The sequence below is a fragment of the Bradyrhizobium sp. HKCCYLS20291 genome (assembly GCF_051167715.1).
Classification (GTDB): Bacteria; Pseudomonadota; Alphaproteobacteria; order Rhizobiales; family Xanthobacteraceae; genus Bradyrhizobium.
The window spans coordinates 36,501-56,348 of the sequence record NZ_JBNPTO010000025.1; the positions used below are offsets into that span (position 1 = coordinate 36,501).

At 58.3% G+C, this 19,848-nt stretch carries 17 protein-coding genes and 1 pseudogene; 10 read left to right on the forward strand and 8 right to left on the reverse strand.

The window, feature by feature from the left end; all coding sequences use genetic code 11:
• Positions 1-203: 203 nt before the first annotated feature.
• On the forward strand, positions 204-983 hold the full coding sequence (locus ACQR07_RS34455; RefSeq protein WP_434906493.1) for an enoyl-CoA hydratase/isomerase family protein: 780 nt from the start codon (positions 204-206) through the stop codon (positions 981-983).
• A gap of 183 nt (positions 984-1,166) precedes the next feature.
• Here ACQR07_RS34455 and ACQR07_RS34460 read toward each other — a convergent pair whose 3' ends face one another.
• Both ACQR07_RS34460 and ACQR07_RS34465 read right to left on the reverse strand, forming a co-directional pair.
• Positions 1,167-1,952, reverse strand: a complete 786-nt coding sequence (locus ACQR07_RS34460; protein ID WP_434906494.1) for an SDR family oxidoreductase — start codon at positions 1,950-1,952, stop codon at positions 1,167-1,169.
• A gap of 112 nt (positions 1,953-2,064) precedes the next feature.
• The gene (locus ACQR07_RS34465; RefSeq protein WP_434906495.1) at positions 2,065-3,627 is read right to left on the reverse strand and encodes an ABC transporter substrate-binding protein; all 1,563 of its coding nucleotides are present in this window, start codon (positions 3,625-3,627) and stop codon (positions 2,065-2,067) included.
• A gap of 359 nt (positions 3,628-3,986) precedes the next feature.
• On the opposite strand from ACQR07_RS34465, the gene ACQR07_RS34470 reads away from it, so the two are divergent.
• The 6 genes from ACQR07_RS34470 (at position 3,987) to ACQR07_RS34495 (ending at position 10,845) form a co-directional block, all read left to right on the forward strand.
• Positions 3,987-4,928, forward strand: coding sequence for an ABC transporter permease (locus tag ACQR07_RS34470; RefSeq protein ID WP_434868433.1), 942 nt, complete (start codon positions 3,987-3,989; stop codon positions 4,926-4,928).
• A 2-nt stretch (positions 4,929-4,930) separates the two neighbouring features.
• Entirely contained in the window at positions 4,931-5,860 is a 930-nt protein-coding gene (locus tag ACQR07_RS34475) for an ABC transporter permease (protein ID WP_434906531.1), read from the forward strand.
• Positions 5,857-7,554: an ABC transporter ATP-binding protein gene (locus ACQR07_RS34480; RefSeq protein ID WP_434906496.1), complete on the forward strand. Its 1,698-nt coding sequence runs from the start codon at positions 5,857-5,859 to the stop codon at positions 7,552-7,554. The genes ACQR07_RS34475 and ACQR07_RS34480 overlap by 4 nt, the downstream gene beginning before the upstream one ends.
• Before the next feature lie 110 nt (positions 7,555-7,664).
• Positions 7,665-8,885, forward strand: a complete 1,221-nt coding sequence (locus ACQR07_RS34485) for a CaiB/BaiF CoA transferase family protein (RefSeq protein ID WP_434906497.1) — start codon at positions 7,665-7,667, stop codon at positions 8,883-8,885.
• 230 nt (positions 8,886-9,115) lie between these two features.
• Positions 9,116-10,519 carry an aldehyde dehydrogenase family protein gene (locus tag ACQR07_RS34490; protein ID WP_434906498.1) on the forward strand — a complete coding sequence of 468 codons (1,404 nt, stop codon included), beginning with the start codon at positions 9,116-9,118 and terminating at the stop codon, positions 10,517-10,519.
• 98 nt (positions 10,520-10,617) lie between these two features.
• The gene (locus tag ACQR07_RS34495) at positions 10,618-10,845 is read left to right on the forward strand and encodes a rubredoxin (protein ID WP_434906499.1); all 228 of its coding nucleotides are present in this window, start codon (positions 10,618-10,620) and stop codon (positions 10,843-10,845) included.
• A gap of 202 nt (positions 10,846-11,047) precedes the next feature.
• Here ACQR07_RS34495 and ACQR07_RS34500 read toward each other — a convergent pair whose 3' ends face one another.
• Together ACQR07_RS34500 and ACQR07_RS34505 are read right to left on the reverse strand one after the other, a co-directional pair.
• Positions 11,048-11,623 (reverse strand): DUF308 domain-containing protein, encoded by a 576-nt coding sequence (locus ACQR07_RS34500; RefSeq protein WP_434906532.1) that lies wholly within the window; start codon positions 11,621-11,623, stop codon positions 11,048-11,050.
• A 118-nt stretch (positions 11,624-11,741) separates the two neighbouring features.
• The gene (locus tag ACQR07_RS34505) at positions 11,742-12,326 is read right to left on the reverse strand and encodes a TetR/AcrR family transcriptional regulator (protein WP_434906500.1); all 585 of its coding nucleotides are present in this window, start codon (positions 12,324-12,326) and stop codon (positions 11,742-11,744) included.
• 317 nt (positions 12,327-12,643) lie between these two features.
• Between ACQR07_RS34505 and ACQR07_RS34510 the strand changes: the two genes are divergently transcribed.
• The 3 genes from ACQR07_RS34510 (at position 12,644) to ACQR07_RS34520 (ending at position 15,745) form a co-directional block, all read left to right on the forward strand.
• Positions 12,644-13,915, forward strand: coding sequence for a cytochrome P450 (locus ACQR07_RS34510; RefSeq protein WP_434906501.1), 1,272 nt, complete (start codon positions 12,644-12,646; stop codon positions 13,913-13,915).
• Between the two features lie 124 nt (positions 13,916-14,039).
• Positions 14,040-14,840 (forward strand): enoyl-CoA hydratase/isomerase family protein, encoded by an 801-nt coding sequence (locus ACQR07_RS34515; protein ID WP_434906533.1) that lies wholly within the window; start codon positions 14,040-14,042, stop codon positions 14,838-14,840.
• A gap of 104 nt (positions 14,841-14,944) precedes the next feature.
• Positions 14,945-15,745 carry an SDR family NAD(P)-dependent oxidoreductase gene (locus tag ACQR07_RS34520; protein ID WP_434906502.1) on the forward strand — a complete coding sequence of 267 codons (801 nt, stop codon included), beginning with the start codon at positions 14,945-14,947 and terminating at the stop codon, positions 15,743-15,745.
• A 143-nt stretch (positions 15,746-15,888) separates the two neighbouring features.
• Here ACQR07_RS34520 and ACQR07_RS34525 read toward each other — a convergent pair whose 3' ends face one another.
• From ACQR07_RS34525 to ACQR07_RS34540, 4 genes and pseudogenes are all read right to left on the reverse strand, one after another.
• A complete protein-coding gene (locus ACQR07_RS34525) occupies positions 15,889-16,665 on the reverse strand; it encodes a molybdopterin-dependent oxidoreductase (RefSeq protein ID WP_434906503.1) in 777 nt (258 codons plus the stop codon).
• Positions 16,662-17,516: a cytochrome b/b6 domain-containing protein gene (locus ACQR07_RS34530; RefSeq protein WP_434906504.1), complete on the reverse strand. Its 855-nt coding sequence runs from the start codon at positions 17,514-17,516 to the stop codon at positions 16,662-16,664. Before ACQR07_RS34530 ends, ACQR07_RS34525 begins: the two co-directional genes overlap by 4 nt.
• A gap of 62 nt (positions 17,517-17,578) precedes the next feature.
• Positions 17,579-18,214, reverse strand: a complete 636-nt coding sequence (locus ACQR07_RS34535; protein ID WP_434906505.1) for a hypothetical protein — start codon at positions 18,212-18,214, stop codon at positions 17,579-17,581.
• 415 nt (positions 18,215-18,629) lie between these two features.
• Positions 18,630-19,795, reverse strand: a pseudogene (locus ACQR07_RS34540) (acetyl-CoA C-acetyltransferase).
• Positions 19,796-19,848: the final 53 nt, after the last annotated feature.

A 19,848-nucleotide genomic window follows, 5' to 3' on the forward strand; every position in this document is an offset into this window, starting at 1 on the left:
TCGCCTCGGAAAAGCAGCTATTTCGAAGCCACACTCGGCGTTTGGGCAACGCCAGGACCGAGGCATCAAGCCACGAGTCGTGAAGATAGGCGTCCCCTGCATTTGATATCGTCATTTCAATACGGTCGTAAATTTGCTAAACAGTCAACAAGTAAATGTTGTCTCGCAGCCCTGTTGGGCTCCCAATTGGTGAAGTGGCCTCCATGAACGACAATGAGCTTGTGTTACTTGATGTGGATGGTGGCGTTGCAACGATAACGCTGAACAGATCTCGGGCCCAAAATGCCTTCGACGGAGCTTTGGCCAGGCGATTGAGCGAGATCGTGCGTCGTGTGATGAAGAATGACACGGTTCGAGTCGTCGTCTTGAGGGGAAATGGCCCCGCCTTTTGCATTGGGGCCGATTTGGCGACGTTCTTTCGCCATCGGGGAGATCCATCCCCTATGGTGAGGGAAATTCTGGGTGATCTCAACGAGGTGTCGCTCGCTCTACGCGAGGGCGGGCGTCTGGTCATCTCAAGCATTCATGGTCGGACGGTGGGCATAGGATTATCGCTGGCAATACAGGCCGACTTTTGCGTCGCTGCAGATACAACGACGCTCACGCCGGCCTACGCGCTCCTTGGGCTTCCGCCCGACGGCGGGGCAACCAGGGCGGCTGCGGAGCGGATCGGAATAAGAAGGGCTATCCAGCTCTATCTAGGTGAACAGACGCTTGACGCGGACCGCGGTCTTGAGCTCGGCTTGATCGACCGCCTCGTTCCGGCGGCCGAGCTTGAGCAAGCGACACGCGAGCTTTCCAATCGGCTTGCCCAGAACTCTGCTGACGCGATCCTTCATACGAAAGCACTGCTTCGGCAGTCTATGTCGACGCCCCATGCTGTGCAGCTCTTTGCCGAGATGGAGGCGATCATCGATTGCATGGGGACCGAGTTCTATCGAACCGAATTGAGGAAACGCATCCAGACGATCCTTCAATCCTGATGAGACTCGAAGCTGTGGTCCCCAATATCTGCAGCTGCGGCGCGCTGACCCGGCCCGCCGAAAGGGGCAAGGCTGACCCTGCGCACCAACAGGGTCAGCGTTGTGATCGCTTCAAGCGCCCTTGAGCAGAGTGACGTGAAGCAGGAAAGACTCGGGGCCCAGCTTGTGCTCTTCGGCTGGCTGCTAGAACATGCCGCCCCCGGAGCCTCCATCGATGACGATATTCTGTCCCACAACGAAGTTTGCGAATTCGGAAGCGAAGATGGCCGCGAAGCGACCGAAGTCGTCGGGATCTCCCATTCGTCCCGCTGGGATACGCCACTCTTTTGCGACATCCTTCTTCGCACGATCGAGCTCGTCGGTCGACGCGTTGAGCAGCTCGGCGCGCGACAGAAAGGAGTCTGTTGCATACATTCCGGGGAGTAGATTGTTGATGATGACGTTGTGCTTCGCCAGCTTTCGAGCCACCACCGCCGTATAGCTCGCCAGCGCCGTCCGGGGCGCACCAGACAACAGCCGACGCTCGACCGGGAACTTTATGGCAACGGTTACGATGTTGATGATGCGGCCCCATTGACGGTCGGCCATGCCGTCCACGACTGCTCGCATCAGCTCGATTGGTCCTACCGTGCCAGATCGATAAGCATCGATCCAATCATCGGCTGTGATTTGCCGGAAATCAGGTGTGTACGGCGGGGGCGAAATCGTGGTGACCAAAATGTCGGGGGCGGGGCACGCGTCGAGGAGCGCTGCTCGACCCTCCGCAGTGGTATGGTCCGCTCGAATGAACCTGACCTCTCGACGGGTCTCGCGGGTGAGCTCCGCTGCAGCCTGCCGTAATCGCTCCTCGTTTCTGGCGCTGATCAGGACATCGGCGCCTTCCAGAGCGAGGGCCGCTGCGGTTGCCCGTCCCATCCCGGCGCTGCCGCCGGCCACAATGGCTCTGCGCCCCTTTATTCCAAGATCCACGATAGCTCTCCTCTCTAGCGGGCCGTAACATTGAAGCGACCAGGCACACAAGCAGGCCGACAACGCCAACGGTGTCGGCCTGCCGCGGCCCCGTCCTTTTGCGGGGACCGGATCAGGGCTTCTTTTCGACGTTCCAGAACACCGGCACATTGGCCTCGATGTTTCCACTCACGGTTTTTCGGCGGGCGATGGGTAGGTTGACCTGACCGAGCGGGATATGCGTCGGGTATTCCAACATCCGAATCTGGATCGCCTCGGCAATCTCCGTTTGCCGTTCCATCGTGGTTGCTTGACTGAAGGCGCGCCGAAGGTCCTCGAGTCGTTCATCACAGGGCCAGCCGAACCAAGCCTTGTCGCAGGATGCGTTGACCATGCCATTGACCAGAGGATTATAGAGATCCGAAGCGGTTGGCAGCGTGAACATCGCGCTCCAACCTGCAGGAGGGGGGTCCTTCTTGGCCCTGCGAGAGACCAGGGTGGACCAGTCCATCCGCTGAAAATCGACGACAAAGCCGGCTCGCTCGAGCAGGGATTTGGCGACGGGCCCGAGATTGTTAAGGATTGGAAGATCTGTAGGACCCATGAGGACGACGGGAGTTCCGTCATAACCTGCCTCGGTGAGCAGGGCTTTCGCTTTGGTGAAATTCGATTCGAGCTTGTCGTCCCACCCCTTGGTTGAACCGAAGGGGGTATTACAGATGAAGACTGCCTTACACTTGATATAGAACCGCGGGTCTCCGACCGCGGCATTTAAAAAGTCCTCCTGGTTGAGTGCGTAGAGCACGGCTTGGCGAATTTTGGGATTATCAAACGGCTTGTTCAGCACATTGAAGCGAAGCAGAAACTGGGAACCCTGCTTGCTCAGCGATACGAGCTCGATATTGGGGTCCCCCTCAAGCAGCGGGAAGAGATCGGGTTGAGGTGATTCGATCATATCGATTTCACCCTTCAGCAGCGCATTCACGGTCGTTTGTGCGTCAGCGAGAGTGATCCACTCCACGCGGTCGACTTTTGCTACCTTGCCTCCCGCGAGGCCCGAAGGCGGCTCCGCGCGCGGCTTGTAATTCGGGTTCTTGACGTAGACGGCCTTTTCGCCTGGCTTCCATTCGTCCTTCTTGAAAATGAATGGACCTGAGCCGGTCGTATCGCTCAGTTGGACATTCGGATCGAGCTCGGCAACGCGCCGAGGCATGATGAAGATGCTCAGCGAGGGCTTCGAAAGTGCGGTCATCAACAAGGAGGTCGGCTCAGTCAGAACGATCCGAAAAGTACGTTCATCGACGGGCGTCATTTCCTTGATCAGCCGCATGAGCGGTTGTCCCAGGGCGGCGTCACGCGCCGACCACCGTCTGATCGACGGAATCACGTCTGCGCTGGTGACCGGTTGGCCATCGTGCCACTGGAGACCCTCTCGCAACTTGAACGTATAGGTCAGCTGGTCTTCGGAAACATTCCAGGAATCAACCATCTGCGGCCTGATCTGCAAATTTGCGTCGGTCGCAAACAGGGTATCGTAGATCATATAGGCGTGATTCCGTACGATATAGGCGGTCGTCCAGTACGGATCGAGGATTTTGAAATCGGAAGACATGACCACGCGTAGCGTGTTGGCCTCGACCGTGCCTGCGGTTAGCGCGAGGACGGCCGCTACAAGGATGCAGCGAACCCACGACATTTCTTGTTTTCTCCCTCGGTGAACGCCCCTGGAGGGCGCTTCGTGGCGAAGTGAAACACTTGCTAGACAAAAAGCAAGTATTATGATCAAAGTCTCATCTGCCTCGGCCGAAAGAAGTCGGGCAGAAGGGAAGGAGATCACGCCGATGACGTTCCGTCGTCCGGTGCCGTGGAGCTTGATTGCGCGGATATGCTTGCCGGGTCGTAATCCGGTGCTGTCTTGCCTTGCTCGGGTCTGCTCGCGTCCTGATCGGGCCGACCGCGCTCGCCGTCGTCGAGTACGGTTCTGCCGCAAATCGATGTCGGCCGTTGGCCTTGATCTGGCATGCCAAGCTATCTCCCGCTATCGATGGTGCAGATATGCCTGATTTCATTGTTCGGCGCCTGCTCGGGACGTTGCCCGTTCTCGCCGTTGTGACGATCCTGGTTTTCCTAATGTTGCGCCTCATTCCCGGGGATCCGGCAGCGATCATCGCCGGAGACAATGCGACGTCAGATCAGATTGAGCTCATTAGAGGCAAGCTGGGCTTGAACGAGGCATTATGGGCGCAATTCGGGATCTGGCTCGGCCACCTTGCGCAAGGGAATCTTGGAGAAAGTTTCTTCTTCAAGACGACCGTCGCTGAACTGATAGGGCAGCGCATCGAGCCGACATTGGCGCTGTCTCTCTGTACGCTTCTCATTGCTACGGTGATAGCGGTACCAACCGGAGTGTTGGCCGCCTATCGGCAAGGATCGTACTTCGATCGGATCGTGATGGCTCTTTCAGTAATCGGCTTCTCTGTTCCAGGCTTTGTTGTTGGCTACTGCCTCATCTACGTCTTCTCGATTTCTCTGAGCCTTCTTCCCGTACAGGGCTACGTTCGGCTGCACGAGGATGCAGTGGGCTGCATCCTTCATCTCATTCTGCCGTCGTTGACGCTCTCCGTCGGCTTCATCGCTCTCATTTCGCGGATGACGCGGGCCGCGGTAATCGAGGTCTTGAAGGAAGACTATATTCGTACAGCCCGTGCGAAGGGACTGTCCGAGCAGACCGTCTTGGTTCGTCATGCTCTTCGCAACGCTGCCGTTCCAGTGCTGACCATTATTGGCACAAGCGTTGCTGTGCTCATTGGTGGCGTCGTCGTCACAGAGACGGTCTTCGGCCTTCCTGGGCTAGGACGGCTGACCGTGGAGGCTGTGCTCAGTCGCGATTTCCCGACGATTCAGGCGGTGATCCTGATGTTTTCGGTTGTGTACGTGTTGATCAACCTGCTGATCGACATCCTCTATACCATTTGCGATCCGAGGATTCGGCTTTGAGTATGCTGGTTGAAAAAGCGTCGGGTCAGGGACGGAGCGCCAACGTGCGACGAAGCCGTGGCTGGCTCTGGCTTCCCGCCATGCTGAGCCCCGGCGTCATCGTTGGAACGTTACTTCTGCTATCGGCGATATGCACCGCTGCGATGGCTCCGGTGCTCGGAACCGTGGATCCCTCGCGGATTGATCCTGGAAACCGCAATCGCAAGCCGGGCACGGAGATCTCCGTGCGGCTGGATGATGGTAGCAAAGTGACGCGGACCGCCCTGATGGGGACCGACACTTTGGGGCGCGACGTTTACAGCCGGGTGATCTACGGCACCCGGGTATCGTTGTTTGTCGGCGTCACGGTCGCCGTCCTCGCCATTGCGATAGGTGTCTTCACAGGCCTTCTCTCGGGGTACATCAGGCGTCTGGATGGTCCGGTCATGCGGATAATGGATGGCTTGATGGCCATTCCAGGTATTTTGCTAGCGGTCGCGCTGGTTTCGATTTGGCGTGGGGGGCTGCTGACCGTCATTTTTGCGATCGTGGTGCCCGAGGTGCCCCGCGTTGCGCGGGTCGTGAGATCGATCGTGCTGAGCGTGCGCGAGGAACCGTATGTAGAAAGCGCGGTATCGGTCGGCACGAGGACGTGGGTTATCATGTTTCGGCACATTCTGCCCAACCTCGTGCCACCGCTCATCGTGCAGGGCACGTTTCTCGCAGCGTCGGCCATCCTGCTGGAGGCCGCTTTGTCCTTCATCGGGATCGGCACGCCGCCTGAAATTCCGAGTTGGGGGAACATTATGTCCGAAGGGCGTGCGTTGTTCCGTATCCAACCTCACAACGTGCTTTACCCCGGCGTATTTCTCGCAGTAACCGTTCTTGCCATCAACATGATCGGTGACGGCCTGCGCGACGCGCTCGACCCTACGATGGGCGAGGAGCCATGACAGGAGCAGCGGTCATCCCAGAGCGTTCCGGCTCCGAATACCAAGTCGGTAACAAGACGTCGACCGGCAAACCCGTGCTCGAAATTCGCAACCTCACGATAGGTCTTCCGACTAGAATCGATCGCCGCTACGCGGTCCGCGACTTCAACTTGACCGTCAAGGCAGGTGAAGTGGTCTGCCTGGTCGGAGAATCGGGCTCGGGCAAGTCGGTGACAGCCTTTGCTACGATGGGATTGCTGTCGAAGCCCCTCAAGCCTTCCGCGGGGCAGATTCTTCTCGAGGGAGAAGATGTGCTCAGCGTAGGCGAGGCCAGGCTGCGCCAATTGCGCTGTGCGCGAATGTCCATGATTTTTCAGGAACCCATGACCGCACTCAACCCAGTGTTGACGTGCGGAAGACAGATTGACGAGGTTCTCCAAGCGCACTGTGATATGGGCCCCGCCGCTCGCAAAGCCAAGATCATCTCCATGTTCGAGAGCGTGCGGCTTCGCGACGCAGAGAGGATCTACGCAGCCTTTCCGCACCAACTGTCCGGAGGGCAGCGCCAGCGGATCATGATCGCTATGGCATTGGTTCTCGATCCTGTCCTTCTCATTGCGGACGAGCCAACCACGGCGCTGGATGTCACGACACAAGCCGGAATCTTGAAGCTGATCTCGGAGCTGCAAAGCACCCGAGGCGCGGGCGTACTATTCATTACCCACGATTTCGGCGTCGTTGCCGAGATTGCGCATCGCGTCGCGGTGCTCCGGTCGGGGGAGCTTGTCGAGGTGGGGCCGACAGATCAGATTTTGTCGAACCCTCGCCAGGACTATACGAAGATGCTGATCTCCTCGGTTCCCTCGCTACAGCCACCGGCGCGCGAGCCAGTGCGGGGTCAACCGATCATTCTCAGGACCGACAAGCTGGGCAAAAGCTATCAGCGATCTGGACTCTTCCGGCGCGGAAGCGTCGTCCGGGCGGCCGCCAATGTGGATATCGAGATTCAAAGAGGAGAGACGCTCGGGATTGTGGGAGAATCCGGCTCCGGAAAGTCGACAGTGGCGCGGTGCATCGCACGCCTGATCGATCCGAGTGAAGGCCAAGTGTTCCTCGGCGGAACGGATGTAACGCATCTTGCGGCGTCACAAATGCGCCCGCACCGCCGGCGGGTTCAGATCGTCTTCCAGGATCCTTATCGATCCCTCAACCCGCGGCTAACGGTGGGCCAGTCAATCATTGAAGGCCCCGTAAATTTCGGCATGAGCAGGACGGAGGCCCTGTCCCGTGCAGCGCGGCTGATGGAGACCGTGCAGCTCGACGGTTCCATGCTACAGCGCTATCCGCATCAGTTCTCGGGAGGTCAACGTCAGCGAATTTGTATTGCTCGCGCGCTGGCGATGGAGCCAGATCTTCTGATTGCGGACGAGGCGGTGTCCGCACTGGACGTTTCGGTCCAGAGACAGGTTCTGCAGCTTCTGGATGACGTTCGTAAGCGCCTCAAGTTGGCGGTTCTCTTCATAACGCATGACCTTCGGGTGGCGGCGCAAGTGTGCGACCGAGTGGCCGTCATGAGGCAGGGGGAAGTCGTCGAGCTCGGTTCGACCGAAGCGATATTCCGGGATCCGCAGCACGATTACACCAAATCGTTGTTTGCAGCCGCTCCTGGCCGCGGTCGCAAGTTTGGTGAGTTCATCACGCAACTCCCCGGCTAATCGCTGGAACGTCCTGAGCGTTGTCAGGATGCGGCGGCGTCGTAGGCGATGCCCGGCGTGCGGCTTTGCGCTCTCAAGCCCGAGCGCCGTAGAAGCAAGGTAGGAATGTTATGAACGCTCGTCAGAATCGTCCGTTGGACGGCATTACAGTGATTGATTTAGGGCAAGTCTACCAAGGGCCATACGCGACCTATCTGATGGCGAAGGCCGGAGCCAACGTCATCAAGGTTGAGCCACTGGATGGAGAGCCAGTTCGCCAGCGTGATGCAGTCAGTCGTGGCTCCGGTGCGCCCTTTGCGATGCTCAATGGGCACAAGAGGTCTATGACCTTGAACTTGAAGAGCGCGCGAGGCCGGGAGATTCTCAAAGCGCTTGTCGGGACAGCCGACGTTCTGTTGGAAAACTTCGCACCAGGCGTATTGGACAGGCTAGGTGTCGGCTGGTCAGTGCTTAGCGATCTCAAACCGCGGCTCGTCTATGCATCGGGATCCGGTTTTGGCCTTTCCGGTCCAGACAAGGACAAGCTCGCGATGGACATTACGGTCCAGGCCGTCTCGGGGTTAATGAGCATCACGGGTTTTACTGATAGTCCTCCTGTCAAAGCGGGCGCGGCAATCGTTGATTTCCTGGCTGGTACCCATCTTTATGCCGGCGTGGTGACTGCTCTCTACGAGCGGCATTTCACGGGGCGGGGCCGTCTCGTCGAAGTCGCGATGCAGGAGGTTGTATACCCGACGCTCGCGTCAAATCTTGCCTATATGTATGATCTCGGGCAGGCGCCTCCTCGTACAGGAAATCGTCATGGAGGCCTCTCGGCTGCGCCATACAACGTATATAGGTCCAGTGATGGTCATGTCGCGATTATCGCGACGAACGAAAAGCATTGGACAAACCTGCTCCGCGCAATGAATCGCGCTGACCTGCTAAGCGATCCGCGCTTCTCGAGCAAGGTCTCACGTGTTCGCAACATGGAGGAGGTCGACCGGACTGTTTCGGAATGGAGTTCGAGAATTACGCGACAGGAGGCCTGCGCAATCCTCGACGAATGGAAGGTGCCGTCCGCTCCGGTCCGCAATTTGTCCGAGGTGAGCAACGATGCTCATATGCAGGCCCGAGGCATGTTGACGTGGATCGATCATCCACAATTCGGAAGGATCGTCATCCCTGATAGTCCCATCCGAATTCACGGGACTGATCGCCTTCCGGCAGCGATATCTCCAAAGCTTGGGCAGGACACCGAAGAGATCTTGCGCACAATGCTCGATTTCTCCGCTGAGGACATCGAAGGTCTACGATCCGAAGGTGTGATTGGTGGCAAAGCGGACGGCTGAAGGTGGGTGTCGGTTCGCGCACGCATCCAGTTCAATCAATTGGGGCGGTTGCCGAATTAGCGACATCCGCCCGCATCAGGTTGCGTAAAATTCACGAATAGATGGGTTTACGGACAAACAGAGAAAAGGGTGACGCTCGCTTTGAGAGCGATAGAGCGGTGGCGGCTCCGAGTCTCGCGAGCGGGGCTCTCTGCACCAGGGAACGTGTCGCGCGCACGAGGAGGATATCGATGAACGATTACGCTATGCTGATCAACGGGCGTCTCGTCCAAGGCGACTTGACGATGGAAGTCATGAATCCGGCCACGGAGACTCTGGTCGCGATAGCGCCGAGGGCATCGATCAGCCAGCTTGATCATGCCGTCAGCGCTGCCAAAGCGGCATTCCCAAGTTGGAGCCGCATTCCGATTGGCGACCGACGCACCGTACTGCAGAGAATAGCTGCGGTGGTCGAGGCGAATGCCGACATGTTGGGCCGAATCTTGACCCAGGAGCAGGGGAAGCCTCTCACAGACGCCGTACAAGAGGTTCGTGGCGCAGCCGGCGTATTTCGGGCGATTTCACAGATGGAGCTGCCGGCGAGAATCATCGAAGACTCAACGCAGAGGAGGGTGGAAGTCCATCGTAGGCCGCTAGGGGTCGTGGCGGCCATCGTGCCGTGGAACTTTCCTATCGCTCTGATGGCTTTCAAGGTTCCTCCGGCCCTTTTGGCTGGCAACACTGTTGTCATAAAGCCGGCAGCAACCACGCCGCTCAGCACCCTCAAATTCGGTGAGTTGATCTCAGATGTTGTTCCCGCCGGCGTCCTCAACGTCATCGCCGATGCCAATGACCTTGGTGGCGCCCTGTCCGCTCACCCGGATATCCGCAAGGTCAGCTTTACCGGCTCGACCGCGACCGGCAAGAAAGTCATGGCGAACGCTGCAGATACGCTCAAACGGCTAACGCTCGAATTGGGAGGTAACGATGCGGCGATTGTGCTGGGCGACGTCGAACCCAGTGCCGTGGCGCCGAAGATCTTCCAACAAGCCTTCCGGAACAGTGGGCAGATCTGCATCGCAGTGAAGAGGGTCTATGCGCATGCGTCAATTTACGACGAACTGTGCAATAAGCTCGCAATGCTGGCGGATGCCGCGGTGGTTGGCGATGGCCTTGAGCAGGGTGTTCAGATCGGGCCGATCCAGAATCGGGCTCAGTTCGAGCGAGTGCGTGAGCTCATCGATGACGCAAAGGAGAATGCCAACGTCATTGCCGGAGGTCTCGTTGAAGGCCGTAGCGGCTACTTCGTTCGGCCGACTATTGTGCGTGACATTGCAGACGATGCCCGGTTGGTCAAGGAGGAGCAATTCGGCCCCATTTTGCCTGTTCTGAAGTTTACCGATATCGATGATGTGGTTCGCCGAGTGAATGATAGCCCGTGGGGGCTTGGCGGCTCCGTATGGTCCAACGACGAGAACCGAGCGCTCGAGGTCGCCGGCCAGGTCGAAGCTGGCACCGTGTGGATCAATAGCCATGCGGCGTTAGCGCCTAACGTTCCGTTTGGTGGAAGCAAGCAGTCTGGCTTTGGAGTCGAATTTGGAGACGAGGGACTGGCTGAGTTTACTCAGCTCCAGGTCATTAGCATTCCTCGATAGACCAACAACCTGCCTGCGAATGACGTCTGGTAATCGTAAGAGCGTGAATGAGGCGACGATGGCAGGCAGATTGAACTGTATCAGATGGGAGATGTTTGATGACCGAGATGCCGCGGCTTGATGGAGACGAGGTCAAGACAACTGAGAGCCAGTTCAAGATCTATCAGTGTCGGACGTGCGGGTTTGTCTATGATGAACAGGCCGGCGCGCCCGAGGAGGGGCTGCCACCTGGCACGCGGTGGGAGGATGTGACTGACGAATGGATCTGCCCGGCCTGCGGTGCAACGAAAGCCGATTTCGACATGGTGGAAATTGACCGCGCCTGAGCGACGACCGGGGCACTCCGAGCATAGAACGTCACTGCCGGCCTTCATCGGTGCAATTGGGTCTTCCAGCCGTTGACTGTCCCTCAGTAAGTAAGCCGGCCCGAGGTCGCTCATGCTCTTCCTGGACATTGATGACTAAAGCCCTGGATCGATGTCCAGGGCCTAGTACGTTTCGGTGCAATTGGCGTGGAGCGCGATGTCGTCAGGATGCGGTGGATGCCCTTTGGCGCAATTCGCTTACGACCAGCCATACTGCCGAAACCAGGAAGTAGAATGCTCCGCCTGAGGCGTATCCCGCGATGTTCAGAATGGACGGAGGCACAGGCATGCGCGCCTGGAAAATCAGTATGCCCCCAACCAGCGCAGATTGGCCGCCGCTTAGGATCATCGCCCATTGAGCACCATAGGTCTTCCATCGACGCGCCGCGGTTGCGAGCTGAAGGAGCCCAGCAAGGATCGCCCACGCACCGAATACGCCGATCACCCAATTCATGCTGATTTGGATGGTGAAAGCTACGGCCAGCGTGGCTAAAACGCTCACGATCACGTTGATGAGTTGGGTTCGGTTTTGGGCCAGTCCGCCGCTGCGGGATGCATCCAGGTAATTTGCGAGAGCGTCCCAAGCAGGATACGAGATGAGAAGTATCGTCGCGGCCGGCTCGGAGTGCTGGCCAACCGCGAACGCTGCAGCGATCCACAGGAAGGATACGCCCGTTCGAACGAAATAGTACTGCTTCAACCAGTGCACCTGGTTTGGAGAGACTGATGTGGTGGTCATAGGCAACCTTTCGACTAGTTGGTAGACGACGTGAACGAACGCTTTTGTCATGGGCTCTGTTTCAGCAGTGGCCTCCTAAGCTTGGTGGCGGTTGGTCCTGGCGGGCGTCGAGTGGAGATCAGTCAAGCGTCGTGAGACGTCTCAGTAGGGGCGTTGTGATGATGCCGAACATCTTGGGGTCACCGTAGGCCCGGGCTGACAACATTGCCCCGTGTACTGTCGCGATAAGTGCTTCCGCTTCGACGTTAGCCTTACTCGCGAGTTGAAAGCGCCCCTGACGCGCGCCGCGTTGGAGGACGGACGTGACCCAAGCTGACAGAGCGCGGAAGTGGCCTCTCACCTCCAGCGCAACCTCCGGCGGCAGCGCCGGGAGCTCACTCGCCAACAATGCGCAGACGCAAAAGGATGCGCTCGAATCGGTGATGCACTTTTCCCAAAACTTGACATAACCGGATAGTTGCTCGACCGGATCTGCGACATGGCGCTCGAGATCCGCGACACCTGCTTCTGCCTCTTGGCGGTAGCGAGAGACCACCGCGCGAACCAGCTCGACTTTGCTCGCGAAGTGATGGTGGATGCTGGGTTTGCGTATTCCGACGACGTCGGCGATATCGGCATAGCTGAAGCCGTTATAGCCACCGGATATGATCAGGGAGCGCGCGCAAGCGAGAATCTGATCGGCTGTGGAGGACACATTCATCATATGACGAACCTACCTTCTGGTAGGTTGAGTGTCAATAGACCAATCGCGCTCGGTGGAGCCATTAAGGGAGGGTTCCGCTGAGGAAAAGCGCATGGCAGGCCGCCAGTCGCAGTTGCCTTGGATGCAGAGTGATGGGTTGGGTACCCGCCCGCGCGGGGCCGGCAGTTTCGTGGCCTGGCTTTGAGACTATGGTCCGAAGGTCGCGCAGAAGAGAAAATACTAGTTGACCAATCAGCAAGTTGAAAATTAGGATACTGTCCAAAATGCCGGTGGGACTCATTGATGTTCGCGGCGCACAATTTGGATGGGAGGGTCAAATGAAGGTCCCGCAGAATTTTGCGGATGCGATCGTAGATCCGCTTGCCTATGCAGAAGTGGAGCGAGTCGACGAAGCCCTTCGCTGGCTCCGCCGGGAAGCGCCGCTCGCTCGTATCGAACCGCGCGGATACGAACCTTTCTGGACTGTGACGCGCCATGCCGACATTCTCGAAGTCGAGCGTCAGAACGAGCTGTTTCACAACGCGGACAGATCCGTAACGGTCATTAGCATGGAAGCTGAACGTAGTATTCGTCAGCTTACGGGCGGTTCACCTCACCTCAATAGAAATCTGACCCGGATGGATAATCCGGACCATTTTGCTCATCGTCGGATCGCGCAAGGGGTCCTGCTTCCGCAAAAGCTTCGCGAGCGCGAGCCCCGAATCCGCGCGATCGCACGCGAGTTCGTCGATCGCATGGCCGAGTTTGACGGTCGTTGCGATTTTGCCAGAGACATCGCCTTTCTTTACCCCTTGCGCGTATTGATGGAGATCATGGGGCTGCCTGCGAGCGACGAGCCATTGATGCTGAAGCTGACGCAACAAGCATTTAGCTCCACCGACCCCGATCTCAATCGCTCCGGGAAGCAGGTGTCGGACGCTGAGCGGGTGGCTGACCTCCACAGACTTCGCGGCGACGTCACGACTTATTTCACGGACATTGCCAACGATCGGCGAAAATGCCCACGCGACGATCTGGCAAGCGTACTTGCGAATGCAAAAGTTCACGGAGAGCCACTGAAGAATTACGAGCTCGTCTCCTACTACGGTCTGGTCGCGACGGCGGGGCACGACACCACGTCGAATACCATAGCAGGCGGCGCCTGGGCTCTGGCAGAGAACGCCAATCAATTTGCAAAGCTCAAGGCAGCGCCGGAATTGATTCGGAGACATGTGGAGGAGTCCGTCCGCTGGGAAACTGTCGTGAAGCACTTCATGCGGACGGCAACGGCGGACACCGAGCTGCGCGGGCAGAAGATCGCGAAGGGAGATTGGCTTATGCTCTGTTATCTCTCCGGCAATCGCGATGAGGCCGTCTTCAATGAGCCCTATCAATACGATGTAGGCCGTACCCCCAACAAGCACGTCGCTTTCGGCTATGGGGCGCATATTTGCCTCGGCCAGCATCTCGGCCGTCTGGAGATGCAGATTTTCTGGGAGGAGCTTTTGCCGAGGCTGGAGAGCCTGGAGCTCGATGGAACGCCAACGCGGACCAAGGCCAATTTCGTGTCCGGGCCGAAGTCGGTGCCGATCCGCTACAGGATGAACTGAGAAGCTCAACTTGGCCGACGTCGATTTGGACTGGATTTCGTGGAAGAAATTGGGTCGGCGATTGGGACGCTCCGCGCGGGCTTCAGCAAAGCGCGCACGTGCCAACCGAGGGAATGGAAAGAGAATGGTTGAATATGAGACCATCGAGGTGGATGTTCGCGGGCAAGTCCATTGGCTGACGCTGAACAGGCCCGAAGCGCTGAATGCCATCAATGCTGCCATGGTGGCTGATCTGCGCGATTACTTTGACACGCTTTACCACGATCGCGTCTGCCGGGTCGTCGTGATGCGTGGCGCTGGTCGCGCATTTTGCGCCGGTCTCGACATCAAAGCTGCGCAACACCAGAAGGCAGAGGACGTTCCGTTCGCCGGTGGCTTCAATTTTCAGAGCTACCTCTCGGACGTATTCGTGAAAATGCGGCGATGCCCTCAGCCAATTCTCGCGTTGATCCAGGGGCCGGCTTGCGGCGGTGGCCTCGGTCTTGCCCTGGCCTCAGACATCCGGATTGCGGGGGAGACGGCTCGCATGAACGCGGCTTTCATCCGTCTCGGTCTTTCAGCATGTGACATGGGTGTCAGCTATTTTCTGCCGCGGCTTACGGGCCTTTCTATCGCCTCCGAGCTGATGCTCACCGGGCGCTTTATCGACGCGAGGCGTGCCCTAGCGGCTGGGCTCGTATCCGAGGTGGTCCCGGACGACCATCTCGAGCAATCGGCTCAGTCATATCTCGACGAGATGCTGCAAACTGCTCCCATGGGGCTCCGCCTTACCAAGGAAGGGTTGAACTTCTCGGTCGATGCACCGTGCCTTGAGGCAGCAATTGCGATGGAGAATCGCAATCAGATGCTTTCCGGTCAGACCGAGGATTTCCGGGAGGGGCTGAGAGCCTTCGTCGAGAAACGTGCGCCGCACTATCGCGGATAATCGTGACCCTAGATTAAAGCCGTTCAGCGTGTCCGCGAGAATCAAGACCGTTGGGCAGCAGAACGACGCTTTTGCCCGGTGAACCGGAGCCGGAAGGTGCTCAGATGGTCTTCGGATTGAAGGATCGCGTCGCCCTCATCACGGGAGCAGCTAAAGGTATTGGCAGGAGAACGGCTCAGCGGTTGCATGAGGCGGGCGCTCAAGTTGTGCTTTGCGACATTGATGAAGCAGGATTAGCGGAATGCGTTGGCCTGCTAGGGAACGGCGCAAGAGCAATCCGCCTCGATGTGACGTCTTTGGACGATTGGAGGCACGCCATTGCGAGCGTCGAACAGAATGAACGGCGGCTTGACGTTCTCGTCAACAATGCCGGCGTTATCCTGAGTCGGCCATTTTTGGAAACATCGTTGGACGACCTTCGCCGAGTATATACGACAAATGTGGAAGGGGTCTTCATCGGCATGCAGGCGGCTGTGCCGCTGATGCAGCAATCTGCTAGGATTACGCCGCATGGCGGCTCGATCGTCAACCTATCGTCGATATACGGCCAAGTCGCAGGTCGATCCCATTCGGCATACTCCGCGTCGAAGGGCGCTGTCCGCCTATTGACGAAGGCTGTTGCAGTGGAGCTTGCACGCCTTTCGTCCGGAAAGATCCGGGTGAATTCTGTACATCCCGGACCGACGGAAACGGACCTCGGGACCAGTGGGTTGCATGAAGCAGTCACGCAAGGAGTCTACGCGAACGTTGAAGTCGCCCTACAGCAAAGCAAGGCGGCCTTCCCAATGGGGCGATGGGGGCAGGTGGATGATGTTGCCGGCGTTATTCTGTTTCTCGCCTCGGATGCCTCGAAGTTCATGACTGGTGCGGAACTTACGGTCGACGGCGGTCTTACATTGCTCTGATACGATCCGATGAGAGTCGTGTAGCGCGATTGTCTGTCTATTCTCGTTGTTAAAACGAAGGCGCGCGGCCAACGCTATACGGGCAAAAAGAGCGCATGAGTTCTCATGACGTCGAGCGAAATTAGGTAAGTCGCGCGCGTTCTTTAGATGCCCGCGTACCACTCGTAACCACGGTCTTCCCAGAACCCGCCTTTGCCACCCCAGAGGTGGCTGATGGTTGCGACCACTTCGATGCGCATCAGATACTTCGCGTGTTTATAGCCAAGCTGTCGTTCGACGCGCAGTCGCAGCGGCGCACCGTGCGCGACAGGAAGATCTGTTCCGTTCATTCCGTAGGCCAGGATTGTCTGCGGATGAAGTGCATCGAGCAGGTCGATGCTCTCGTAGTAGCGACCGCTGCCATCAAGTGACCGCTCCAGCTCATCCGCGCAGTGGAAGACGACGTAACGGGCGTCTGGCAGTAGGCCGGCGACGTCGAGCACATGGCGAAGGGCAACACCCTCCCATTTTCCGATGGCACTCCAGCCCTCGACGCAATCGTGCCGAGTGATCTGGGTACGAGGTGGGAAGCGCTTCAGTTCAGCAAGCGAGAGTCGGAGCGGACGCTGAACGAGACCATCGACCTGCAGCCGCCAGCCCGCGAAGCCGCCGTCGAGCAACTGAGAATATTCCTCTGAGTCGGGCATCTGCGTTCCATTCGCGCGGAAGGTGGGCGATAGGTCGCTTTCGGCGAACTCGCGGGCCAGCGGCTGGTGAGAGAGCAGAAGCCGCTGGCTGGTCATCGTCCACCGTTCGGCTATTCGGAGCATCGCGTCGACCTCGGCGCTTTGCGTCAGACGATCGCAGCCGGCTAGCGACGCTGCTGCGCTGCCGTACGCTAGTCCGGCGAGAAACTGACGGCGGGAGACGTGTCTGGTCATGAGGCATCCTCCGCGGTGCGAATCGCGTAGCGACCACTCAGCATTGATCGGAGATTGTTCCAGGGGCCGGATGCGGCGACCATGGTCACATGGACGGCCACAAACAGAACCAACAACATCGCTGCGATGAAGTGCAAAGTGCGGGCCGAAGCGCGGCCACCGAAGCAGTCCAGCAACAAGGGAAGCGCAGCATCCATCCCAGGGGACATCGTGAGCCCGGTGCAGACCATCAATGGGAGGAGCAGTAGAACGACCAGCAGGTAGGTCATTTTCTGCAGCGCGTTATAGCGCCGAGCCTCCTCGCCTTTGGGAAAATGGAGGCAGGCATGGTCTCGTAACTGCTGCCAAAGGTGGCGTAGCTTCATCTGTTCCCAGCTGAGTAGCAAATCGCGCCGAAAATGCCCGCTGTAGAGTCCGTGCGCCAGGTAGACCGTGCCGTTCACGACGAGCAGCCAGGCGAAGAAGAGGTGCCAGCGCCGACCTGCTGCGAGATCGAGGTAAGATGGAAGGGTAAGCCACGCAGGGAATGCCCTTGCCGTTTCGGCACCAGCGTCGGAAGATATCCCGAGGAGACCTGTGGTCGGGATTTTCACCGCGCCAATACGGAGGTATCCACGCAGTCCATCCGCACGCTGCTCCGCGCCGACGCTGACGAGTGCTGGGTCGGTGTCGGCGCCGTAGGCACCGAAATGCAGCTGCGGATATGCGTTAAAGATTTGAAGTCCGCTCGGCAAGAGAAACACAAAGCAGAGCAGGTTGATCCAATGGGTCAGCCGCACGATGAAAGAGTGCCGCCGAACAAGGCGCTTTTGCATCAAGGGCGGTGAGGGCGAATCTGTCGCGGCATACATGTTCGGTCTGCATATGACTTGGGGGAGCCCGACCGTAAGCGTGCACGGTCGGGCTTTGGATGTCACATCGGGGGGACGACGCCGTCCTTCCCGACGATCACGTTGCCGGCTGAGATGGATCCGTCTGCCCCTTTTAACGCGGGAATGAAAATCACACTGCCGGGCTTGACGTCGTCTGGCGTTGCCGGTGCCAGCGTGACCACCGGCGTGCCCTGGGGGATCGATATCTTCTTCTCCTGACCATGGAAGTTCACCGTCACCACGCTGCCGCTGACCGACTTGACCGCGTCCGCCACGGTGGCATTCGTCATCGTGCTGCGTGGCTTCAGATCATACGCGAAGCTACCTTCAGCGGTGCCCTTCAGCGGAGGCGGAAAGATCAAGACCTCTAGTGCGCCATCGCCGCCTTCCGATGTGGGAAGCGATGCGATGCCAACATATCCGCCAGGCTTGATGTCTTCGATCGTTGCCTTCACAACCGCCGACGCGGCCCAGCCAGGGGCAAGGGCGACAATGATATTGTTACCGTCGCGAGACTTAACCTCGAGCTTGTTGCTATTGAGGGCGATCACTGTGCCACGGACACTGATCCTTTGATCCGCCGGACCAGCCGCGGACGCGGAGGACAGGCTGTGGCTGATGACGACGGCAGTCGTCATGCCGACGATCAACGACCTGAAAAAGCTTGGCCGATTCATGTTGGGCCTCGTTTGCATTTGAAGATCCTGGTGGTCTGCTCGGCGCTTGAGTTAGAGTTCTCGGGAAGCTGCGCCTTAATGGCTTTCCTTGAACGTATACCGACTAGTCGGTAGTCTTTGCTTGAAAGGCTGACCTATCGCTCGCCAGCGGTGGATTCTGGAGAGGATAAGCAGCGGCGTAGAACGAGCTGGGGATCGCTTCCGATCTTCAAGGATCGGCTTCGCAGGGGATTTCAAACTTGCGTGGCTGATCTACCGACTAGTTGGTCGATTAGCAAGTAATTTTGCAGGAATCCCCCGCAAATTTGCTTGTCACTCAACAAAGTTTTGAATCTATTGAAGAATTGTCGCCTCGGATGCTGCTCGTCGGCCGGACGATTTTCGTTTTGGGAAGCGTCGGGCACGGGGTCATGAATCACAGAGCCTCCACGATTGTGACATTGGCAACGCCACCACCTTCACACATCGTTTGAAGGCCAAACCGCCCACCGCGCGCTTTCAATGAATGAATCAGTGTCGCCATGAGTTTGGTCCCGCTTGCACCAAGCGGGTGACCCAGCGCGATAGCGCCTCCATTTATATTGAGTTTGGCGGGATCGGCGCCTGTCGCCTGAAGCCATGCCAGGGGGACAGATGCGAAGGCTTCGTTGACTTCGAAAAGGTCGATATCTTCGATCTTTATGCCGGCCCGGGCGAGAGCGCGTTTCGTGGCCGGGATGGGTTCTTCAAGCATGATCACTGGATCGCCGGCCGTGACCGTCAAACTGACGATGCGTGCGAGTGGGGTGAGTTTGAAGCGCTTCAGTGCCTCCGCTGATACGATTAGAGCACCGGACGCGCCATGGCAGAGTTGGCTCGCATTGGCGGCAGATATTTACGCCGCCTTCCTTCAACGGCTTCACAGAGCCAATGGCGTCAAGAGAAGCATTCCAGCGGATTCCTTCGTCGATCTCATGGAAACCACCGTCGATCGCGAGTGGCACGATCTCACTTCGGAAGTCCCCGCGGGCACTAGCCGCTGCGGCCTTGCGATGGCTATCGAGCGCAAAGCGGTCGAGAGTCTCGCGATCGAAGCCGTATTTAGTCGCTATCATCTCGGCGCCATCGAATTGACTGAATGCGTCGACTCCATAGCGGGCTTTGATCCGGTCGCTAAGTGGACCCGTTCCAACACCCTGCTGGGCATGAAATGACATGTTTGAGAACATCGGTACACGGCTCATGCTCTCGACACCGGCAGCGATCACAACGTCCTGCGTGCCCGACACAACGGCCTGGGCCGCGAACTGGACCGCCTGTTGAGAGCTGCCGCATTGACGATCGATCGTCACCGCCGGCACCGATTTGGGAAAGCGTGCGGGAGGCGAGGACGACATTTCGCGCCAGAGCGAATGCTTGCTCTCCGGCCTGTGTCACGCAACCGAGAATGACGTCCTCAATGGCGCCGGGATCGATGTTAGTCCGTTCGATGAGTGCGTCGAGGACCTCGGCCCCCATGTTGGCGGGATGCCAACCCGCTAGCTTACCGTTGCGCCTTCCGCCTGCGGTACGGACAGCATCGACGATGTAAGCTTCGGCCATGTTTGCACTCACTTCAGGTTCGGATCTTGTTTGCCGCTAAGTTCTGGCGAATG

Excerpts from the sequence above, each read along its gene's own strand:
- ACQR07_RS34455 (WP_434906493.1), top strand. The coding sequence starts at position 204 with ATGAACGACAATGAGCTTGTGTTACTTGATGTGGATGGTGGCGTTGCA.
- ACQR07_RS34530 (WP_434906504.1), bottom strand. The coding sequence starts at position 17,516 with ATGTATGCCGCGACAGATTCGCCCTCACCGCCCTTGATGCAAAAGCGC.
- ACQR07_RS34525 (WP_434906503.1), bottom strand. The coding sequence starts at position 16,665 with ATGACCAGACACGTCTCCCGCCGTCAGTTTCTCGCCGGACTAGCGTAC.
- ACQR07_RS34485 (WP_434906497.1), top strand. The coding sequence starts at position 7,665 with ATGAACGCTCGTCAGAATCGTCCGTTGGACGGCATTACAGTGATTGAT.
- ACQR07_RS34515 (WP_434906533.1), top strand. The coding sequence starts at position 14,040 with ATGGTTGAATATGAGACCATCGAGGTGGATGTTCGCGGGCAAGTCCAT.
- ACQR07_RS34495 (WP_434906499.1), top strand. The coding sequence starts at position 10,618 with ATGACCGAGATGCCGCGGCTTGATGGAGACGAGGTCAAGACAACTGAG.
- ACQR07_RS34505 (WP_434906500.1), bottom strand. The coding sequence starts at position 12,326 with ATGATGAATGTGTCCTCCACAGCCGATCAGATTCTCGCTTGCGCGCGC.
- ACQR07_RS34500 (WP_434906532.1), bottom strand. The coding sequence starts at position 11,623 with ATGACCACCACATCAGTCTCTCCAAACCAGGTGCACTGGTTGAAGCAG.
- ACQR07_RS34490 (WP_434906498.1), top strand. The coding sequence starts at position 9,116 with ATGAACGATTACGCTATGCTGATCAACGGGCGTCTCGTCCAAGGCGAC.
- ACQR07_RS34510 (WP_434906501.1), top strand. The coding sequence starts at position 12,644 with ATGAAGGTCCCGCAGAATTTTGCGGATGCGATCGTAGATCCGCTTGCC.
- ACQR07_RS34470 (WP_434868433.1), top strand. The coding sequence starts at position 3,987 with ATGCCTGATTTCATTGTTCGGCGCCTGCTCGGGACGTTGCCCGTTCTC.
- ACQR07_RS34480 (WP_434906496.1), top strand. The coding sequence starts at position 5,857 with ATGACAGGAGCAGCGGTCATCCCAGAGCGTTCCGGCTCCGAATACCAA.
- ACQR07_RS34465 (WP_434906495.1), bottom strand. The coding sequence starts at position 3,627 with ATGTCGTGGGTTCGCTGCATCCTTGTAGCGGCCGTCCTCGCGCTAACC.
- ACQR07_RS34520 (WP_434906502.1), top strand. The coding sequence starts at position 14,945 with ATGGTCTTCGGATTGAAGGATCGCGTCGCCCTCATCACGGGAGCAGCT.
- ACQR07_RS34475 (WP_434906531.1), top strand. The coding sequence starts at position 4,931 with ATGCTGGTTGAAAAAGCGTCGGGTCAGGGACGGAGCGCCAACGTGCGA.
- ACQR07_RS34535 (WP_434906505.1), bottom strand. The coding sequence starts at position 18,214 with ATGAATCGGCCAAGCTTTTTCAGGTCGTTGATCGTCGGCATGACGACT.